Annotated in this window: 15 protein-coding genes and 4 pseudogenes; 12 read left to right on the top strand and 7 right to left on the bottom strand. The window is 61.2% G+C overall.

Annotation, left to right across the window (positions count from 1 at the left end; translation table 11 throughout):
• A pseudogene (locus tag LG661_RS16990) lies at positions 1 to 228 on the top strand (ATP-dependent zinc metalloprotease FtsH); the annotation flags it as partial.
• A gap of 30 nt (positions 229 to 258) precedes the next feature.
• On the opposite strand, the gene LG661_RS16985 reads toward LG661_RS16990, so the two are convergent.
• Both LG661_RS16985 and LG661_RS16980 read right to left on the bottom strand, forming a co-directional pair.
• On the bottom strand, positions 259 to 1191 hold the full coding sequence (locus tag LG661_RS16985; protein ID WP_230533067.1) for a dihydrodipicolinate synthase family protein: 933 nt from the start codon (positions 1189 to 1191) through the stop codon (positions 259 to 261).
• A gap of 41 nt (positions 1192 to 1232) precedes the next feature.
• Positions 1233 to 1670, bottom strand: a pseudogene (locus LG661_RS16980) (dihydroxy-acid dehydratase); the annotation flags it as partial.
• Positions 1671 to 1707: 37 nt separating this feature from the next.
• Here LG661_RS16980 and ytfQ point away from each other — a divergent pair.
• The 5 genes and pseudogenes from ytfQ to LG661_RS16955 all read left to right on the top strand — a co-directional run bounded on the left by ytfQ (position 1708) and on the right by LG661_RS16955 (position 7023).
• Positions 1708 to 2670: a galactofuranose ABC transporter, galactofuranose-binding protein YtfQ gene (gene ytfQ, locus LG661_RS16975; RefSeq protein WP_322098887.1), complete on the top strand. Its 963-nt coding sequence runs from the start codon at positions 1708 to 1710 to the stop codon at positions 2668 to 2670.
• A 92-nt stretch (positions 2671 to 2762) separates the two neighbouring features.
• A complete protein-coding gene (ytfR, locus tag LG661_RS16970; RefSeq protein ID WP_230533064.1) occupies positions 2763 to 4271 on the top strand; it encodes a galactofuranose ABC transporter, ATP-binding protein YtfR in 1509 nt (502 codons plus the stop codon).
• Positions 4272 to 5276, top strand: a pseudogene (locus LG661_RS16965) (ABC transporter permease). It abuts the gene before it with no gap.
• Positions 5276 to 6239: pseudogene (yjfF, locus tag LG661_RS16960) on the top strand (galactofuranose ABC transporter, permease protein YjfF). Before LG661_RS16965 ends, yjfF begins: the two co-directional pseudogenes overlap by 1 nt.
• Positions 6240 to 6273: 34 nt before the next feature.
• A complete protein-coding gene (locus tag LG661_RS16955) occupies positions 6274 to 7023 on the top strand; it encodes a FadR/GntR family transcriptional regulator (protein WP_230533063.1) in 750 nt (249 codons plus the stop codon).
• Between the two features lie 37 nt (positions 7024 to 7060).
• Here LG661_RS16955 and LG661_RS16950 read toward each other — a convergent pair whose 3' ends face one another.
• Both LG661_RS16950 and LG661_RS16945 read right to left on the bottom strand, forming a co-directional pair.
• The gene (locus LG661_RS16950) at positions 7061 to 8533 is read right to left on the bottom strand and encodes a Hint domain-containing protein (RefSeq protein ID WP_230533062.1); all 1473 of its coding nucleotides are present in this window, start codon (positions 8531 to 8533) and stop codon (positions 7061 to 7063) included.
• A 218-nt stretch (positions 8534 to 8751) separates the two neighbouring features.
• A complete protein-coding gene (locus tag LG661_RS16945) occupies positions 8752 to 10962 on the bottom strand; it encodes a CHASE2 domain-containing protein (protein WP_230533061.1) in 2211 nt (736 codons plus the stop codon).
• 394 nt (positions 10963 to 11356) lie between these two features.
• Here LG661_RS16945 and LG661_RS16940 point away from each other — a divergent pair, with 394 nt between their 5' ends.
• Entirely contained in the window at positions 11357 to 12115 is a 759-nt protein-coding gene (locus LG661_RS16940; protein ID WP_230533060.1) for an SDR family NAD(P)-dependent oxidoreductase, read from the top strand.
• A gap of 10 nt (positions 12116 to 12125) precedes the next feature.
• On the opposite strand, the gene LG661_RS16935 is transcribed toward LG661_RS16940, so the two are convergent.
• Positions 12126 to 12965 carry an amidohydrolase family protein gene (locus LG661_RS16935; RefSeq protein WP_230533059.1) on the bottom strand — a complete coding sequence of 280 codons (840 nt, stop codon included), beginning with the start codon at positions 12963 to 12965 and terminating at the stop codon, positions 12126 to 12128.
• Positions 12966 to 13198: 233 nt separating this feature from the next.
• On the opposite strand from LG661_RS16935, the gene LG661_RS16930 reads away from it, so the two are divergent.
• The 4 genes from LG661_RS16930 (at position 13199) to LG661_RS25150 (ending at position 16150) form a co-directional block, all read left to right on the top strand.
• Positions 13199 to 13939: an ATP-binding cassette domain-containing protein gene (locus LG661_RS16930; protein WP_230533058.1), complete on the top strand. Its 741-nt coding sequence runs from the start codon at positions 13199 to 13201 to the stop codon at positions 13937 to 13939.
• A 13-nt stretch (positions 13940 to 13952) separates the two neighbouring features.
• Positions 13953 to 14978, top strand: a complete 1026-nt coding sequence (locus LG661_RS16925) for an ABC transporter permease (protein ID WP_230533057.1) — start codon at positions 13953 to 13955, stop codon at positions 14976 to 14978.
• 39 nt (positions 14979 to 15017) lie between these two features.
• Positions 15018 to 15716, top strand: coding sequence for a substrate-binding domain-containing protein (locus tag LG661_RS25155; protein WP_268995483.1), 699 nt, complete (start codon positions 15018 to 15020; stop codon positions 15714 to 15716).
• Entirely contained in the window at positions 15674 to 16150 is a 477-nt protein-coding gene (locus LG661_RS25150; RefSeq protein WP_322098888.1) for a substrate-binding domain-containing protein, read from the top strand. Before LG661_RS25155 ends, LG661_RS25150 begins: the two co-directional genes overlap by 43 nt.
• Positions 16151 to 16207: 57 nt before the next feature.
• Here LG661_RS25150 and LG661_RS16915 read toward each other — a convergent pair whose 3' ends face one another.
• Both LG661_RS16915 and LG661_RS16910 read right to left on the bottom strand, forming a co-directional pair.
• On the bottom strand, positions 16208 to 16642 hold the full coding sequence (locus LG661_RS16915; RefSeq protein WP_230533056.1) for an RbsD/FucU family protein: 435 nt from the start codon (positions 16640 to 16642) through the stop codon (positions 16208 to 16210).
• A 20-nt stretch (positions 16643 to 16662) separates the two neighbouring features.
• Positions 16663 to 17706, bottom strand: coding sequence for an aldo/keto reductase (locus LG661_RS16910; protein ID WP_230533055.1), 1044 nt, complete (start codon positions 17704 to 17706; stop codon positions 16663 to 16665).
• A gap of 320 nt (positions 17707 to 18026) precedes the next feature.
• On the opposite strand from LG661_RS16910, the gene LG661_RS16905 reads away from it, so the two are divergent.
• Positions 18027 to 18299 (top strand): hypothetical protein, encoded by a 273-nt coding sequence (locus tag LG661_RS16905; protein ID WP_230533054.1) that lies wholly within the window; start codon positions 18027 to 18029, stop codon positions 18297 to 18299.
• Positions 18300 to 18301 lie beyond the last annotated feature (2 nt).

Below are 18301 nucleotides of genomic sequence, written 5' to 3'. Positions count from 1 at the left end.
AACGTGTCGGAAGCCACCGCCCAGAAGATCGACTCCGAGGTGCGGGACCTCGTCGAGCGAGGCCAGAAGGAGGCACGACAGATCCTCGAACAAAAGCGCCGGCAGCTGGAAGCCCTTGCTCAGGCCCTCATGGAACGCGAGACGCTAACCGGAACAGAAATCCGCACTCTCATTCTGGGGGAGGCGCCTGAACATGCCGGCGCCGCTAACAGCCAAAGAGCCGTTTGACGGGCACCCGATCTGCTCTTGCTGCGATCCTTAGCTGCCCCAGCGGAGCACAACCGGGTCGAGGCGGCGGGCGATTTCGACCAGGCCCTTGCGCGTCTCCGGATGTAGCGGTTGGAGGGGGTGACGGACGGCCTCCGACTTGATGACGCCACTTTCCTTCATCAGCGCCTTGGCCGCCAGAAGACCGCATTGCCGGTTTTCATAGTTGATGAGCGGCAGCCAGCGCTCATAGGCGGCGGCCGCCTCCTCCCGCCTGCCGGCCATGTACGGGTCGATGATCTGGCGGATGCCATCCGGGTAGCCACCTCCGGTCATGGACCCGGTTGCGCCTGCGTCGAGATCGGCCATCAGGGTGATCGCCTCCTCGCCGTCCCAAGGCCCCTCGACGGCATCTCCGCCCAGGGCAATGAGGTCACGCAGCTTGGATGCGGTGCCGGCGACCTCGATCTTGAAGTAGCTAACGTTGGGGATCTCCCGCGCCATGCGTGCGAGAAAGGCCGGCGACAGAGGCGTACCCGCCAAAGGAGCATCCTGAATCATAATCGGGATGCTGATGGCGTCCGAGACCGCCCGGAAGAAGTCGAAAATACCGGCCTCCGATACGCGCAGGGTCGCGCCGTAGAAGGGCGGCATGATCATCACCATCGCCGCGCCGCTCTCCTGCGCTCGTCGGCTGCGTTCTGCGCAGATGGCTGTCGAGAAATGGCTGGTGGTGACGATGATCGGGACTCGCCCGGCCACATGGTCGAGGACTGTGCGCATGACGGTCTCGCGCTCGTCGTCGCTCAGAAGGAACTGCTCGGAAAAGTTTGCGAGGATACAGATGCCATCCGAGCCCGCATCGATCATGAAGTCGATTGCGCGCTTCTGGCCTTCCAGATCGAGGCGCCCATCGTCACCGAAGATGGTCGGCGCAACGGGATACACGCCCCGATAAGGGCGGATGGAGGATCTTCCGGGCATGGTCATGGTCTCTCCCTTCAATGCTTCTCTTGAGGCTTGTTCTAATGGTTGTCCCGCGGGACAGGCGATCCTGTCCGCCCGACGAGGAAGTCCAGATCCGCCCCTTTGTCGGCCTGGAGCACATGGTCGATGTAGATCTTGGCGTAGCCACGCGTGGCGTGCGGCTCCGGTGGCGTCCAGGCAGCGCGCCTTCGGTCCAATTCTGCCGCATCGACATGAAGGTGCAGATTGCGGGCTGCCACGTCGAGGGTGATCAGGTCCCCGTTCTCCACCAGGGCCAGCGGTCCGCCGGCCGCCGCTTCCGGCGCGACGTGCAGGACGACGGTGCCATAGGCCGTGCCCGACATACGCGCATCGGAGATGCGGATCATGTCGCGGATCCCCTTCCTAAGCAGCTTCTGCGGAAGGGGCATGTTGCCCACCTCCGCCATGCCTGGATAACCCTTCGGGCCACAGTTCTTGAGCACCATTAAGGCCGCGATAGCCGAAAAGCAAAGATTTATAGGGAGAAGATGCATGAAGGCCCGTCAACTTCTGACGACGATCGGCATGGCTGCGCTGATGCTGACATCGGGCTCCGCCTACGCCCAAGACAAGATGGTGGTTGGCTTCTCGCAGGTCGGATCGGAATCCGGCTGGCGGGCCGCCGAGACCAAGGTTTCCAAGATCGAAGCTGAGAAGCGCGGGGTGGATCTGCGCATCTCCGATGCTCAGCAGAAGCAGGAAAACCAGATCCGCGCCGTTCGCTCTTTCATCGCGCAGGGCGTCGATGCCATTCTGCTCGCGCCCGTCGTGGCAACCGGCTGGGATGCCGTTCTGAAAGAGGCGAAGGCTGCCAAGATCCCGGTGGTTCTTCTCGACCGCTCCATCGAAACGAAAGATGACTCCCTTTATCTCACGGCTGTCACTTCGGACACGATCTCTGAGGGCAAGATAGCCGGCGAGTGGCTCGCCAAGGAAACGGGCAGCAAGTGCAATGTCGTCGAACTGCAGGGCACGGTCGGTTCCAGCCCGGCCACCAACCGTAAGAAGGGCTTCGACCAGGTCATTGCCGCCAATCCCGGCATGAAGATCATCCGCACCCAGTCCGGCGACTTCACTCGCACCAAGGGCAAAGAGGTGATGGAGAGCTTCATCAAGGCGGAAAACGGCGGAAAGAACATCTGCGCCGTCTATGCGCACAACGACGACATGGCGATCGGAGCGATCCAGGCCATCAAGGAAGCTGGCCTCAAGCCGGGCAAGGATATCAAGATCGTTTCCATCGATGCCGTGCCGGACATCTTCAAGGCCATGGCTGACGGGGAGGCCAACGTCACCGTCGAACTGACGCCGAATATGGCCGGACCGGCTCTCGACGCGCTCATCGCCTACAAGAAGGATGGCAAGCAGCCGCCGAAATGGATCCAGACGGAGTCGAAGGTCTATACGCCTGAAACGGCTGCGGCCGAGTACGAGCGGCGCAAGGACCTCTACTAAAATCTCTGCCATCGGGGCGGCGGGCGGACCAGCCTGCCGCCTTCCCAATCCCGCCGGATCCGGCGGCTTTGCTGAAGCTTGGCAGGAGACACATGGACGATCCGAGAGGACAGTCGCAGCTCCTTGAGATCAAGGGGCTAACGAAGAGATTTCCGGGCGTACTGGCGCTGGACCATGTCGATTTCACGCTTCGGGCGGGAGAGATCCATGGCCTGCTCGGAGAGAACGGCGCCGGAAAGTCGACGCTGATCAAGGTGCTCACCGGCGTCTTCCGGCGCGACGCGGGAACCATGGTGCTCGACGGGCAGGAAATCTCGCCGGGTGATCCAGCCGATGCGCTCTCCTTGGGAATTGGTACCGTCTATCAGGAAGTGAACCTGCTGCCCAATCTGTCGGTAGCCGAAAACCTCTTTATCGGCCGGCAGCCCCACCGTTTCGGTCTGGTCCGGACCGGCGAGATGCGCCGGAGGTCGGCAGAGATCCTGTCGGGGTACGGCCTCGACATCAACGTGGCCGATCCGTTGGGAGGTTTCTCCGTTGCCGTCCAGCAGATCATCGCAATCGCCCGCGCTGTCGATCTTTCGGCTAAGGTGCTCATCCTGGACGAACCAACCGCAAGCCTCGATGCCCATGAGGTCGAGACGCTTTTCGGTGTCCTGAACAATTTGAAAGGCCGTGGCATCGGCATCGTTTTCGTGACGCACTTCCTCGACCAGGTCTATGCAGTCTGCGACCGGATTACGGTCCTGTGCAACGGACGCCGCGTGGGCTCCCGACCGATCATCGATCTGCCGCGGATCGAGCTGGTCTCCATGATGCTGGGGCGTGAACTCTCCGAGGAAGCCCTGCACCGTACGCACCGCGGCTCCGTGACCGGAGATCCTGTCGTGGCGTTCCAGAATTGTGGGAAGCGCCATTTCATAGAGCCCTTCGACCTTTCCATCCGCCCCGGCGAGGTGGTGGGGGTGGCAGGGCTCCTCGGATCCGGCCGGACCGAGACGGCGAAACTGATCTTCGGGATCGAAAGAGCCGAGAGCGGCCAAGCCTTTGTCAATGGGCAGCCGGTCCGCATTGCCTCTCCTCGCGATGCCTCCCGGCTCGGCTTCGGGTTCTCTCCCGAGGATCGCAAGACCGAAGGCATCGTCGCAGAGCTTTCGATCCGCGAGAACATCATTCTGGCGCTCCAGGCGCAACGCGGCTGGCTCCACCAGCTGCCCAGGCGCAGTCAGGACGAGATCGCCGACAGGTTCATCAAGCTTCTCGACATCCGCACCCCCGATGCGGAAAAGCCGATCGGTCTCCTCTCCGGAGGCAACCAGCAGAAGGCCCTGCTGGCCCGCTGGCTGGCCACCGAGCCGCGCTTCCTGATCCTGGACGAGCCGACGAGAGGCATCGATGCCGGCGCTCATGCGGAGATCATCCGTCTGATCGAGCGCCTCTGCGACGACGGCCTCGCTCTTCTGGTCATTTCCTCGGAACTGGAGGAGATCGCCTCCTACAGTGACCGGGTCGTCGTGCTGCGCGACCGCCGGCATGTGCAGGAGCTGACCGGAGCGGAGGTGAATGCAGACACCATCATGAAAACCATCGCGAGCCACTGAATGAGCAGCGTAGTCCAGGCAGGTTCCTCCCGTACGCTTCCCAAAGGGTTGCCCCAGATTGCCGCCCTGTTGATCGTTTTCCTTGCCAACTGACTCGTCTTCCGCGACTTCTTTGCGGTGCGCCTGCAGGACGGGCGTCTGTTCGGCAGCCTCATCGATGTGCTGAACCGTGGTGCTCCGGTGGCGATCCTCGCATTGGGCATGACGCTTGTGATTGCAACGCGCGGCATCGACCTTTCCGTTGGCGCGGTCATGGCCATTGCCGGTGCAACAGCGGCCGCCCTTGTTGCTCAGGACTATCCGCTTCCCGTCGCGCTGGCTGCGGCCATCGGCGTAGGCCTAGCCTGCGGACTCTGGAACGGCATCCTTGTCGCCGTGCTGGAAATCCAGCCATTTGTCGCAACTCTCATTCTCATGGTGGCGGGGCGCGGCTTCGCACAGCTGATCACGGAAGGGCAGATCATCACGTTCGTCAGCGAGGGGTTTGCAGCCATCGGCAGTGGCTCCTTTCTGATGCTGCCGATGGCCGTGGTGATCGCGCTGGTGATGCTGGTCGTCACGCACCTCGTCGTCAGGCGTACCGCTCTCGGTCTCTTCATTGAGGCGATCGGCGCCAATGTTCGTTCGACGGCCTATGCAGGGGTCGGCACCAAGGCCGTGACAATTGCCGTTTACATGTGGTGCAGTCTTTGCGCCGCCATCGCAGGCCTGATCGTGACGGCCGACATTCGTGGAGCCGACGCCAACAATGCCGGGCTCTGGCTTGAACTCGATGCCATTCTGGCCGTGGTCATCGGCGGAACGTCCCTGTTCGGAGGGCGGTTCAGCCTGGGCCTTTCGATCATCGGCGCTCTCATCATTCAGGCGATGAATACCGGCATTTTGCTGAGCGGTTTCAGGCCCGAGTACAATCTTACCGTCAAGGCTGCCGTGGTGCTGGCGGTGCTTCTCGCCCAGTCGCCTGTCATCGCCGGCATTCGCGCCATCTGGAGAGGAAAGGCCTAATGCGTCGCCACCTGCCGGTTCTGATCACGCTTGCAGTCTTCGTCCTGGGGTACCTGATCTGCCTTGCCCAGTTTCCAAGCTTCGCCTCCACCCGGGTGATCGGCAACCTTCTCACGGATAATGCCTTCCTCGGCATCGCCGCGGTCGGCATGACCTTCGTGATTCTCTCGGGCGGGATCGATCTGTCGGTCGGATCAGTCATCGCATTTACCGGGGTCTTTCTTGCCGTCAGTATCGAGCAGTACGGCCTCAACCCCTACGTGGCCTTCGTCCTTATCCTCGGCATCGCGGCTTTGTTCGGGGCAGGCATGGGAGTCCTGATCCATGCCTTTCAGATTCCCGCCTTCATCGTGGCCCTAGCCGGAATGTTCCTGGCGCGCGGGATGTGCTTCGTGCTCACGGCGGACTCGATCCCCATCAACGCGCCGGTCTACAGCCAGATTGCGGAATTCGCGATACCTCTTCCCGGCGGGGGGCGTTTGACCCTCATCGCTCTGGCGATGCTGGCGACTTTTGGGATCGGGGTCGTAATGGCTCACTACACGCGCTTCGGAACCAATGTTTACGCCCTCGGCGGCAACAGAACCTCATCGGAGTTGATGGGCGTGCCAGTGGGGCGGACAACTGTCAGAATCTATATGCTGTCGAGCGTCCTGGCCGCGCTGGCCGGCATTGTCTTTTCCTTCTACACATCCGCCGGCTATTCATTGGCGGCCACCGGGGTCGAACTGGATACGATTGCGGCGGTAGTCATCGGAGGCACCCTTCTGACGGGGGGGCTACGGCACGATCATCGGCACCCTGATCGGGGTCCTGATCCAGGGATTGATCCAGACCTACATCATCTTCGATGGCACCTTGAGTTCCTGGTGGACCAAGATTGCCATTGGTGGGCTTCTTTTCGCATTTATAGTATTGCAGCGAGGCTTGGCCACGGCATCCCGCCGGCACGCCAGGGTTTGAAAATGTTATGATGGCTTCCGAAAATAGCTTCAAAATGGCCAGCAGGACGCGTTCGGCCCATGATCTGGTGACGCATGGGATCGGTCACAGCATCATGCAGGGGCGCTTCCCCATAGGAAGCATGCTGCCGGGCGATGCGGAGCTGATGGAATTCTTCGGCGTCTCGCGCACGGCTCTCCGTGAAGCTCTGAAGACCCTGGCCGCCAAGGGCCTGATCGAATCGAAGACGAAGGTCGGCACAAAGGTTCTGGAGCGGAACAACTGGAACATGTTCGATGCCGACATCATCGAGTGGCATCTCGAGCTGGGTGTCGACGCACAGTTCCTGGGTTGGCTCTTCGAGATCAGGCAGGCGCTCGAGCCCCTGGCCTGCGCCGCGGCTGCTATCCGACGGAGGCCCGAGCAACTCGATAGCATGAACAGAGCCCTGCGGGCCATGTACCAGTGCGAGACGAGCCGGCAGGGCTTTACCAAGGCCGACCTCGCGTTCCATCAAGCCATTCTGGAAGCTTCAGGAAACCCGTTCCTGCAGTCCATCGGATCTGTCATCGGCGCAGCCCTCGCAACCTCCTTCACGATCAGCTCTCCTGTTTCGAGCGATGAGCATTTCAATCGCGTGATGCGACAGCACCAAGCCGTTTTCGATGCAATCAGGGAAGGGGATTCTGCAGCTGCCAGCAATGCGATGTCGGAGCTGATCCTCCAGACCGCCGAGCGGGTTCGCATCAAGCCGGAACGAGGCGCCTTGGCGACAATGCAGGCCTATGCCGTCTCCCAGGCCTGATCCGGGACAAGAGGTCGAAATGCTTGGGTGATGTAGCCTATCGAAGCTGCTTGCCGGGCTGAGTGCCGACCTGCCGGAGTCTTGACTGCATAGCGATCCGGCTGCGAACAAGCTCCAATGTTTCGCGACGGTCAACAACAGCGCAAAGGATGTTTCGAACTTGTGCCTGAAGGATCCTTCGCCGCCCACCATGCAAAACCGGCGCAATCCGGCTAAAGGTACGGCGCTCTTCGCCAGGGTGCTTGCGGGAAAATTCCCAGAAGTTCGACCAATGCTCCCGCGCTCTCTCGTCTGGCGGATAGAACGTTTCGACGGCTGCTCCGTTCGCATAGATGATCTGGTGCTGCTCCAGCTCGATGTTGAAATACTCCAGCACCGTCCCCGAATAGTCGACACGGCGAATGCTCGTTCCATTCACCAGCAATCGTGCGGGAATAAGGATATTCTCAAGGAAGAGCGAGTGAGCTGGGGAGAGGATGAGCCTCCGGTTGGGGAAGCCTTCCCCAAGCGCGTCCTTCTCAATAGCGATTGGGGCAATCTCTGAACCCCATGCACGTCCGTGCTCTCGTCTGAAGACCTGCCTCGGAATCCATTTGATCCTCTGAAGGCCGGAGGACTTCGTAACGACCTGATCGCCGGGCTGCAGATCTTCTATTCTCTTCACTCCATCGGGGGTCAGAATAAGTGTGCCACGTACGAAGCAGATGGCGCCAACAGGGTTACGGCTGGATCCGGCTCCGATGCTGATGGAAGGAATGTCGGGAAGCACAGCACTTTGCAGCCCTCCAATCGGAACCTGTGTTTCTGGAGGCGCCGGCACGCCGGGCTGCGCAGACTCGATTCTTCTGACGCGGACCTTCTGGAGACGCTCTGCCGGGGAAAGGGATCCTCCACCGGAGGCCTGCCGCACACCAAGGTTGGGCGAGAACCGCCCCAGGTCGACCCTTCCATCATTCCAGAACTGCGCACCGTTATGTGCATCGGTAGCCTTCACAAGCCTGCAGATGTCGCTGATTCTGCTGCAGCCGCTGAAAGCTCCATGCAGCGCCTGCACGATGCTCGAGTTCTCGTCGGAGGAGACGTGGATAACGGTGCCGCGGATTCCGAAAATCACGTGAGGTGTTTGTAGCTTGTACTTCTCGGAAGTCCGCAGGCCGCCAGATGCCAGTCGGAACGCGCCTTGAAGCAGGCTGAATGCCACCTCTGAAACGGTCTTATCAGGGTTGTAGACGAAGCGATCAAGCGTGATGGACGAGTTCGGATAGACGGTAAGCGTCGTCTGGTCGAGGAAGCGTAAGCCCGCCGCACCGATCTTGTACGTTCTGATCGTGTCATCCTGGAAGATCACGGATCCCGGCTCGAGCTGGGACACCGTGCCGGCCGTGGCGCTGTCGACCGCCGGCACGACAGTCTCAGCATTTCCGATTTCCCTCGGCTGCGACAGGCAGGTCGTCGCTACGAGAGAGGCCGGCAGGCCAATCAAGCAGGCCAGGAAGGACTCGTGCTTCATGGCCATTCCTCCGCGGCCTGGCACCTCGCGCCCCCTAGCACTCCAGAAGCATACCAGAAGGCAGCCGAACTCAACAGATGCAGCTTAACGTGTGGGGAACCCCAATCACATGGATACGACCTATGAAAAGGTAGTACCCCATAGTATTTGCCGGCGCCCCGGCATGTGTATGCGATATCACCTTGGCGGCTGAAGTGCAGCGCGACTCTCGCATGGGGTCACGATGCCTTGGTGTCCTGCGCCCCGTGGTGGGCATCAGCTTCAGAGCCCGAGGCCAGCCTCTGCGCAACCCGCCTGAAATGCTCGAAGAGACCTCGAATGTGCGGATCTGCAGAGCGACAGCCCATCGCGGCAAGCATTTCGGCTTGCTCTGCGTTTCCGCTCTCAAGCGCCCCGAGCAGGCTTGCGTGGAGGTGAGCCGTCTCACGGAACTGCGGTGCACATGCAACAGCCTCGTCACCGGCGAGCGCGAACAGTTTCGTGGCTGTGGCCTTCCCCTTCAAACCGACCGTACCGATTTCAAGCAAGGCAAAGCCAACCACGGTCCGGGCGGTCTCCTCCGAGACTACTATGTCCACCGCATACTGCTTGGAGCAGGACTCGATGCGGGCTGCGACATTCACTGCATCGCCGACCGCAGAATAGTTGAAGCGGCTCTTCGAGCCCATGTTGCCGACGCAAGCCAGACCCGTATTGATCCCGATCCCGATCTTGACCTCGAGTCCGGAGCGCCCGGCCGCGCCGAAGCCGAAGGCATCCTTCATGTTGAGGTCATGAACGATGGCCTGCATCCGCAGCGCGGCCCGGCACGCCCGTTCCGCATGATCTGGAACGTCCAGCGGAGCATTCCAGAAAGCCATGATGGAGTCGCCGATATACTTGTCGATCGTCCCGCGTTCGGCATGAATAGCATCGGTGAGCGGCGATAGCAGAGTGTTCAGAAAGCGTACGAGATCGACCGCCGGCAAAGTCTCGGAAATCGGGGTGAAAGCTCGCACGTCCATGAACATGATGGTGAGCGGCCTGACCTCGCCTCCAAGCTGCATGCGGTGAGGCGCCTTCTCAAGCTCGTGGAGGAGTTGTGGGGCGAGATACTGCCCGAATGCGCGCCGCACGAACCGGCGCTCACGATCGGTAGTGGCATGCATGGCGCCGGTCACGACGAGATAGACAGCGAGCGCCCCAAGGGAGGGATAGACGGGATCGATCAGGTAACCGGTTCGGGAGAAGGCAAGCCAAGAGACTGCGATTGCCGTGGCTGCAATGGCGCCACCGGCGAGGAATGAGTACTGTGCCCCGAGGAGCATCAACAACACGACCATCAGGAGGCCCAGAAGAACCGTGGCGATCAGTTCCGCCCCGCTTGCCCAATCAGGCCGCGTGAGGAAGGTGCCGGCTAGGATCTGCTCTGCGATCTGAGCCTGAACAGATACGCCCGGAATGGTTTCGCCCAATGGGGTTGTACGATAGTCTGCCAGGCCCGGTGCCGTGGCGCCGATAAAGACGATATGCCCCTGGATCATCCGTCGAACGGCCTCTCGTCGCCCTGGTTCGAGGATGTCGGCCACGGAAACGTAGCTCTCGGGCCGGTCATGATCGAAATACACCCAGACTTCGCCGTTCCGGGTCAGCGGGATATAGAGCTGTCCCACCCGCATACCGGTCAGGGCCGAGGCGGCCTGCCCCTGGCTGGCGCCTTCGCTGCGAACGAGGATTGTAGAGGCCCCCTGTGCTACCCGGAACGCCTCAGTGATAAGGCTCGGGTAAATGCTGCTTCCGTCGCTGAAGAGAAGGGGCACGCGTCTCACGATCCCGGACACGTTCCCGTTGCCCAGGCTGAGACCGCCGATGCCCTGGGCCACTGCTTCAAGTCCCGGGAGGGAGGTTTGAGCGCCTTGGAAGGTCGGCAGAAACATCGCCGGATCCGCCCCCGTGAACGCAAAGCCGGACCGTATCTGCGGGCGGTCCGGACTTGCATCGGCAGTGCTCGCAAATCCCAGAACTGTCGGAACACGCTGGAGCGATGACGCGAAGATCTCGTCATGGTTCGGGAGGCCCGCAAGAGCATCCCTGATGATTGCCGCCCGCGCAGCGTCGCTATGGGCGAGCTGCTCGATGGCGCGGGCAGGGGATGTCCTGTCAGGTTCGGCAAAGAGCACGGAATAGGCAACAGTTGCCGCACCGAGTTCGGCAAGTCTCTCCGATAGTTCCGCCAGCCGTAGGCGCGGCCAGGGCCACTGCCCGAAGGCTGAAAGCGCGCGTTCGTCGATACTGACCACGCGGACCGGGTACTCTCCCGAGCGGCGCGGCGTCAGCCTTTGGTAGGAGTCGAACGTCTGGTCGCGAAGAGCCGCGATTATCACTGGGTCTGCAGCCCGCAGCGCTACGACGGCTGCCAGCGCCGCGACCGCCACGAGAAACAGGCCCAAGACCCGTCCATGTGCGCTACGTCTTCCCACAGGCGACATCCCGGAACAACGGAGATGACCGGATCCGTCGAGGGGATCACAGGCGGAGCCATCCTGCAAGCAGGTCTGTACGAATGGATTTTGTCTGCGCCCGCAGGTCAGCTCGCCAACCAGTTCGCATCTACCGATGGAGGGCCGGCAGGAAGTTCCCGGAACAATGTAGCGTATATTGCATAGAAAGCAGACATTGGGGGCGGTCGGACCGGGTGTCGGCCGGTCCTTCACTCCACATTCCTTGCTTGCAAGAATGCCCGTTTGGGCAAGGTCAATGATGGCTATGCTTGCTTGAACGGCTGGGAAACTCCGTCACAATGAGTGTCTGTCAAGGCATTGCTCAACGATAGGGAGGGAGAAGATGGCGGCAACGTACAGTGATTTGGAGGGGAAGGTAATTCTGGTCACGGGTGGCGGCTCTGGGATCGGCGAGGCCATCGTCCGCCGCTTCGCCGAGCAGAGATCCCGAGTTGCCTTCATCGACATTGCGCGTGAACCGTCGGAGGCTCTGGTGCATGAGCTGACCGGGCGCGGCTTCGACGTCCGCTTCGAGCACGCTGACCTGACCGAAATTTCTGCTCTGCGTGATGCCATTGCAAGGATCCGGGAGGCCCTCGGGCCGGTCCAGGTTCTCGTCAACAATGCCGCCCATGACGAGCGCCATCCCACACCCGAAGTCACGCCGGAATACTGGGATGACCGTATCGCCGTGAACTTAAAGCACCAGTTCTTCTCAGCCCAGGCCGTTCTGCCCGACATGCAGGCGGCGAAGGCGGGCGTGATCATCAATTTCGGCTCGGTCTCCTGGATGGTCGGCCAAGGTGGGATGGCTGCCTACACGGCCGCCAAATCGGCCGTTCTAGGCCTCACCCGCTCGCTCGCCCGCGATTACGGACCGGACAACATCCGTGTGAACGCCATTGCACCGGGCTGGATCATGACCCAGCGACAGATCGAGAAGTGGCTGACGCCCGAGGGCGAGCAGGAGCTCATGCAGCGCCAGTGCCTGAAGCGGAAGCTCGTACCGGACGAGATCGCGAACTTCACGGTTTTTCTGGCATCCGACGAGGCCTCGGCCTGCACCAATCAGCAGTACATTGTCGACGGGGGCTGGGTCTGACGGTCACTGATCAAAGCCGTCCTCGTTCCGAAAGGTAGATTCGAGCCGCATTGCCGCCAAGCACTGCGGCTTGCTCCGCCTCAGACAGGGATTCAAGCAGTTCAAGCGTCGTCGCCCTCCACCGGTCGTAGCCGCCGGAGAGGTTCACCACCGGCCAGTCGCTCCCCCACAGGAGGCGCTGTGGTCCAAAGGAATCCAGGAGATGCTCGACATAGGGGCGCAGGTCGTCCACCGTCCAATCCGGTCGCGCCTCCGTGACAAGGCCCGACAGCTTGCACACCGTGTTGGGACGAGCAGAAAGTGCAGCCATATCCGATCGCCACGGGTCGAGAGCACCGTCCCGGATCAGAGGTTTTGCCCCATGATCGACGACGATGGTGAGATCAGGGTGACGGTCCGCCACGATGAGCAGGTGCGACAGGTGCCGCGGGAGGACGAGTGCATCGAATACGAGCCGCCGTTCAACGACGGTGTGAAAAGCCGCCGCGAGCTCGGGACGCACGAGCCACGCGTCATCGGGGATGTCCTGAACCATCGGGCGGAAGCCGACGATGAGGGAGTTGGCCGCAAGGCTCCTCATGACATGCGGTGCAGCGGGATCCGTGAACTCGACCCAGCCCACCACTCCGGCCACGAATGGAGTAGTCTCAGCAATCCGCAGCATGAACTCGGTCTCGGCCACAGTTGGCGCTGCCTGGACGAGGATTGTCCGTTCGATGCCGTGATGTGAGAGCAGAGGCCGGAGGTCGTCGGGTCCGTAGTCGCGGTAAAGCGGTACAAGTTCGGGGCTCATCCAGAAATAATCGCCGCGATCCACGCGCCAGAAGTGCTGATGAGAGTCGATCAGCATTGAAGCTCCCTGAGACGACTGTGCAAAAGGATAACTTTCACGCAACCACGAAAACACACCTCAACGCGCCTCAGATTGGGAAAAAGGTATTAGAGTCCCAAAGATGCGTAGCGCAGGGCCATTTTCCGTAGAGAAAAGCACTTTACCGTCACCATTCGACCTGTAATTCTCTGCGCAAGAGATGCCCAACAAGGGCACTTCGGCTCGAGCCGAGAGCCGGTCAGGGAGGATGCATGGCGCTCCTGGAGCTTCAGGGCATAGCCAAGCATTTCGGCGCCATCGAGGCGCTGAAAGGCGTCGACCTGTCTATCGATGCCGGTGAGGTGGTAGGCCTCATGGGCGATAACGGTGCGGGCAAATCCACGCTGGTCCGCGTCATCGCCGGCAACTTCCGCCCCTCCGAGGGGCAGATCCGGATCGCGGGCAAGGCCAAGCATTTCCACAATCCCGTGGACGCCCGCAGCGAGGGAATCGAAGTCGTCTATCAGGACCTCGCCCTTTGCGACAATCTGACCGCCGCTGCCAATGTTTTCCTCGGCCGCGAGATCAAGCGCCAGGTCGGGCCGTTCAGAGTTCTCGACTATCCGGCCATGTACAGCCGCGTCGCCGAACTGTTCAACGAGCTGAAATCGGAAACACGCCCCCGCGATCTCGTCAAGCAGATGTCCGGCGGTCAGCGTCAGGCCGTCGCCATTGCCCGCACGCGCCTCTCGAACGCACGGATCGTTCTCATGGACGAGCCGACGGCGGCGATCAGCGTGCGACAGGTCGCCGAAGTGCTCGACCTTATCCGGCGGCTGAGGGACCAAGGCATCGCGGTGATGCTCATCAGCCACCGCATGCCTGATGTCTTCTCCGTCTGCGACAGGGTCGTTGTGATGCGCCGCGGCACGAAGGTCGCGGACAAGAATGTTCATGAAACCTCCCCTGAAGAGGTCACTGGCCTCATCACAGGAGCAATCCACACCGCTTAGCACACGAGGACCCATGACGACCGTTCCATCTCGCCCCCTCCAGAGCAGTGTCGCGATTGAGGATGTGACGAGCCTCAAGGAACGGAGTTTCGGGCAGAGACTCCTGTCGAGCCAGCCCTTCTGGGTCACGGTCGCTCTTCTGATCATCTGCGTGGTCATGGCTTGGGATCAGCCCGAAGCCTTCGCCACAGCCGACAATTTCTACAACATCACCCGTAATTTCGCCTTCATCGGCATCATGGCGGTTGGCATGACGGCCGTCATTCTGACCGGCGGAATCGATCTTTCGGTCGGGTCGATAATGGGCCTCGTCGGCGTAGTCTGCGGTCTCGTCCTGCACGCGGAGCATTATTGGGCCGTTGCGATCGCGGCAGGGCTTCTCGCGGGCGCAGCCGCCGGGGCGGTGAACGGGTTTCTCATCGCCTATGTGGGGCTTCCCGCCTTCGTGGTGACGCTCGGCATGCTGTCGGTCGCCCGCTCGCTCGCCGTCGTTCTCTCCGAGAACAGGATGATCTACGAGTTCGGCCCCTGGGGGGAAACCTTCAACGCCATCGGAGGTGGCTCGATCTTAGGCGTGGCCAATCCGGCTTGGGCGCTGCTGGTTCTTGCCCTTATCTTCGGGTTCATCTTTAATTTCACGGCCTGGGGCAATTATCTCTATGCCATCGGCAGCAATGAGACAGCCGCCCGTCTCACCGGCGTGCCGGTCCGGCGCATCAAGATGCAGGCCTATATCGTCTCCGGCCTGACGGCGGCTCTCGCCTCTGTCTTGACCGTCGGCTGGCAAGGTTCGGCCATCAATGCACTCGGACAGGGTTACGAACTGCGCGTCATTGCATCGACCGTCATCGGCGGCGCCGATCTCATGGGCGGCCAGGGTGGTGCCTACGGCGCCGTGGTCGGTGCGGCGCTGATCGAAGTTATTCGCAATTCCCTTCTCATGGCGGGTGTCGATGCCAACTGGCAGGGCGCCTTCGTCGGTCTCTTCATCGTGTTGGCGGTTCTGCTCCAGCGGATCCGCGGCAAACGTTCGGCCTGATGGAATGCCGGGCGGTTATAAAGCAACGGAGGAACACCAATGAGAGCACTACATTTGGGAGTCGCGGCGGTTGCGCTCCTTGCACTGGGAACCAGCGCTCAGGCTCAGGGCAAGAAATACACCTTTGCGCTCGTTCCGAAGAACATGAACAACCCGTTCTTCGACCAGGCTCGCGACGGCTGCAAGAAAGCCGAGAAGGAATCGAACGGCACGATTGAATGCGTCTATATCGGTCCCGGCGAGCACGGCGGCGGCGACGAGCAGGTCCAGGTTGTGAACGACCTCATTACGAAGCGTGTTGACGGAATTGCGGTCTCTCCTTCGAACGCAGCGGCAATGGGACGGGCGCTTGAAGGTGCAAAGAAGGCTGGCATCCCCGTCCTGACATGGGATTCCGACCTGCTCGAGAAGGACAAGGCGTTGCGCATCGCCTATGTCGGCACCCACAACTACGATATCGGCGTCAACCTTGCGAAGCTCGCCCAGCAGATCAAGCCTCAGGGCGAGACGATCTGTATTCAGTCCGGCGGCGCTGCGGCAGCCAACCACAACGAGCGCATGCAGGGCATCAGGGATACTCTGGCCGGGGCGAAGTCCGACGCGGCTCCGGGCGCTCGGCTGACAGGCCAGAACGGCTGGCAGGAAATCGACGGCTGCCCGCTCTACACGGACGATGACTTCCCNTCAGGGATACTCTGGCCGGGGCGAAGTCCGACGCGGCTCCGGGCGCTCGGCTGACAGGCCAGAACGGCTGGCAGGAAATCGACGGCTGCCCGCTCTACACGGACGATGACTTCCCGCGCGCGGTGCAGCAGATGGAGGACATCCTCGGCAAAAACCCGCAGCTTGACGCGTTCATCCCGACGGGTGGCTTTCCGCAGTTCATCCCGCAGGCCTACCGCAACGTTGCCGAGAAATACAAGGACAGGATCCAGAGCGGGGATCTCGCCCTGGTCGTCGCGGACACGCTGCCCGTGCAGATGGACCTCATGAAGGCTGGCCTTTCGAAGGGGCAGGTTGGTCAGCGTCCCTTCGAGATGGGCTACAAGACAATGCTTTTCCTGAGAGATATCAAGGAAGGGAAGCCTGCTCCTAAGGATCCGACCTATACGGGCCTGGATGTCTGCACGCCCGAGAACGTCGCTACCTGCATTGGAGGTTCCGGCAGCTGACACTACGCCATTCGAAAGCGCCTCCGCGCCTCGGCTCGGAGGCGTTTTTCTGCAGTCTCATACGGGGCGTACGACGCCTTTCTTGAGGATGATGTTGCCGTAGAGCCTATCCTCGCCCGTCGCTACGATGGCATAGGCAGCCTTGGCACGTTCATAGAAGGCGAAGCGCTCCAGCGAGGCGAGGCTGCAATCTGGTCCTTCGTGGCGCGCGAGGATGGTCCGGAACTCGTCGAAAATCGGCTGCTCTGCCTGCGGATTGCCCACCACCTCCATTCGCCAGGCGGCCTCCGGCACGAAATCGTCCAGGGGCATCACCGAGAGAATTGCATCTGTGACGGCGGTGACCGTCAGACCGTCGAGCCGGACAAGGCGCTGCGCCATGGAGTGCGCCGGGAAGTTGGCGTCGACCACGACGATCTCGTCACCATGGCCCATGGAGCGCAGCGTCATCAGCAGATCGGGAGACAGAATAGGGTTGATGTTCTTCAGCATGGCGGATTCCGTCTAAGGCTTTAGGTGGGAACGGGAGCATCGGGGTGCAGCAATCCCTCGCTCTTGAGGTCGGACCAGAGGGAGCTCGGGATACGGGCTCGGATGATCTCTGCATTCCGATACACCTCCTGTGACGTCTGTGCCCCGGGAATGACGGAGACGACCGCCGGATGACCGAGCGGGAATCGCAACGCAGCCTCGATCAGCTTCACGCCATGAGCGCTACAGACCCGCTCAATGCTAGCGACGCGCTCAAGGATTTCCGGCAGAGCGGGATCGTAGTTGTAGTAAGCTCCCGGCTTTGGCCCCGTCGCCAGGATGCCGGAGTTGTAAGGGCCGCCAAGCACAATGCCGATCCCATGCTCGAGGCAGTAGGGCAGGAAGGTCTCAAGCGCCTCCTGCTCCAGCAGCGTATAACGGCCGGCAAGCAGGAATAGGTCGAAGTCACCTTCACGGGCCATCCTCTCACAGACCTGCCACTCGTTCACGCCGGCGCCGATGGCGGCGATGACGCCCTGATCGCGCAACGAGACGAGCGCTTGGTAGCCGCTGTCCATGAATTCCCTGATCCGACGGTCAGAAGCCTCCTGCGAGCCATGGGTGAACACGTCCACGTCGTGGCAGTACAGGATGTCGATTCGGTCGATCCCGAGACGTTCGAAGGAATCCTCAACCGAGCGCATCACGCCGTCATAGGAGTAGTCGTAGACCTCCTGCCTGGCGGGCGTGTCGAAGAACTTTCCAATTCCCGTACGGCGTTCTGGCGGGCAGACGCGGAGGAGACGGCCGACCTTGGTCGACAGAACGTATTCGCTGCGGGGGCGCCCGCGCAGGAAATGGTTCAGCCGAGTTTCAGACAGGCCGAGGCCATAGAGCGGCGCCGTATCATAGTAGCGGGAGCCTATCTCCCATGCCGCCTGCAGGGTGTCCTGCGCCGTCTTCTCGTCGACAGGTCGATACAGATTTCCAAGCGGCGCCGTCCCAAAGCCGAGTTCAGTAAAGAACAGGTCCTGGCCAGATCGCGTCGTGAACCGTCGTGCGACTTGAGTATCTGCTCCGCTCATTGCTCCGCCTGCTCCATTCTTGCATCGACTGTAGCGTAGCAGAAGGACCCGATCAGCGCACTCGCCCCAAGGAGACCGGTGGGCTCCCGCCTTCTCTGAAGAGATTGGCGGGGTACTCCTTAGCACTGGTTGCACCAGCCCAGCCGTTTTGGGGCTGTCGCGGCTCCAATGAGCGGACAATCATCGAAACAATTACATCTCGCGCTGCATTGTCTGACTAAGGAGGTCCCCTCGGAATCTGAGAGGACGCCTCAAATTTCCCTGGGATGGAAGCACCGATACAGGGAATAGCCACCACATTTTTCAATAGGATCCTGATCATGGCAGACGACCGGTCCTCGAAATCTGATCAGAAGCATCCTCCCGATGTTACAAAGTCCACGTCGGAGGTGCCGGCGAGCCAGCGGTCCAAACTGTTGCCCGGTCAGGATAATGATCCAGAACGCAGCGGCTATCATCACGCCGATACGGCAATGGGAACCAGGAGTTCCGAGATGATGACGGATCTCGAGGAAGCCATTACTGGCCGGACTGATCGACCATCAGCGAACAGTGAAAGCGGTGTGGAAAATTCACCGCCCGAAAAGGTGTAGCC

This window comes from Microvirga roseola (assembly GCF_020866965.1).
GTDB classification, from domain to species: Bacteria; Pseudomonadota; Alphaproteobacteria; order Rhizobiales; family Beijerinckiaceae; genus Microvirga; species Microvirga roseola.
The sequence above is the reverse complement of the archived record's forward strand: the minus strand, read 5'-3'. Positions and strand labels throughout refer to the sequence as shown.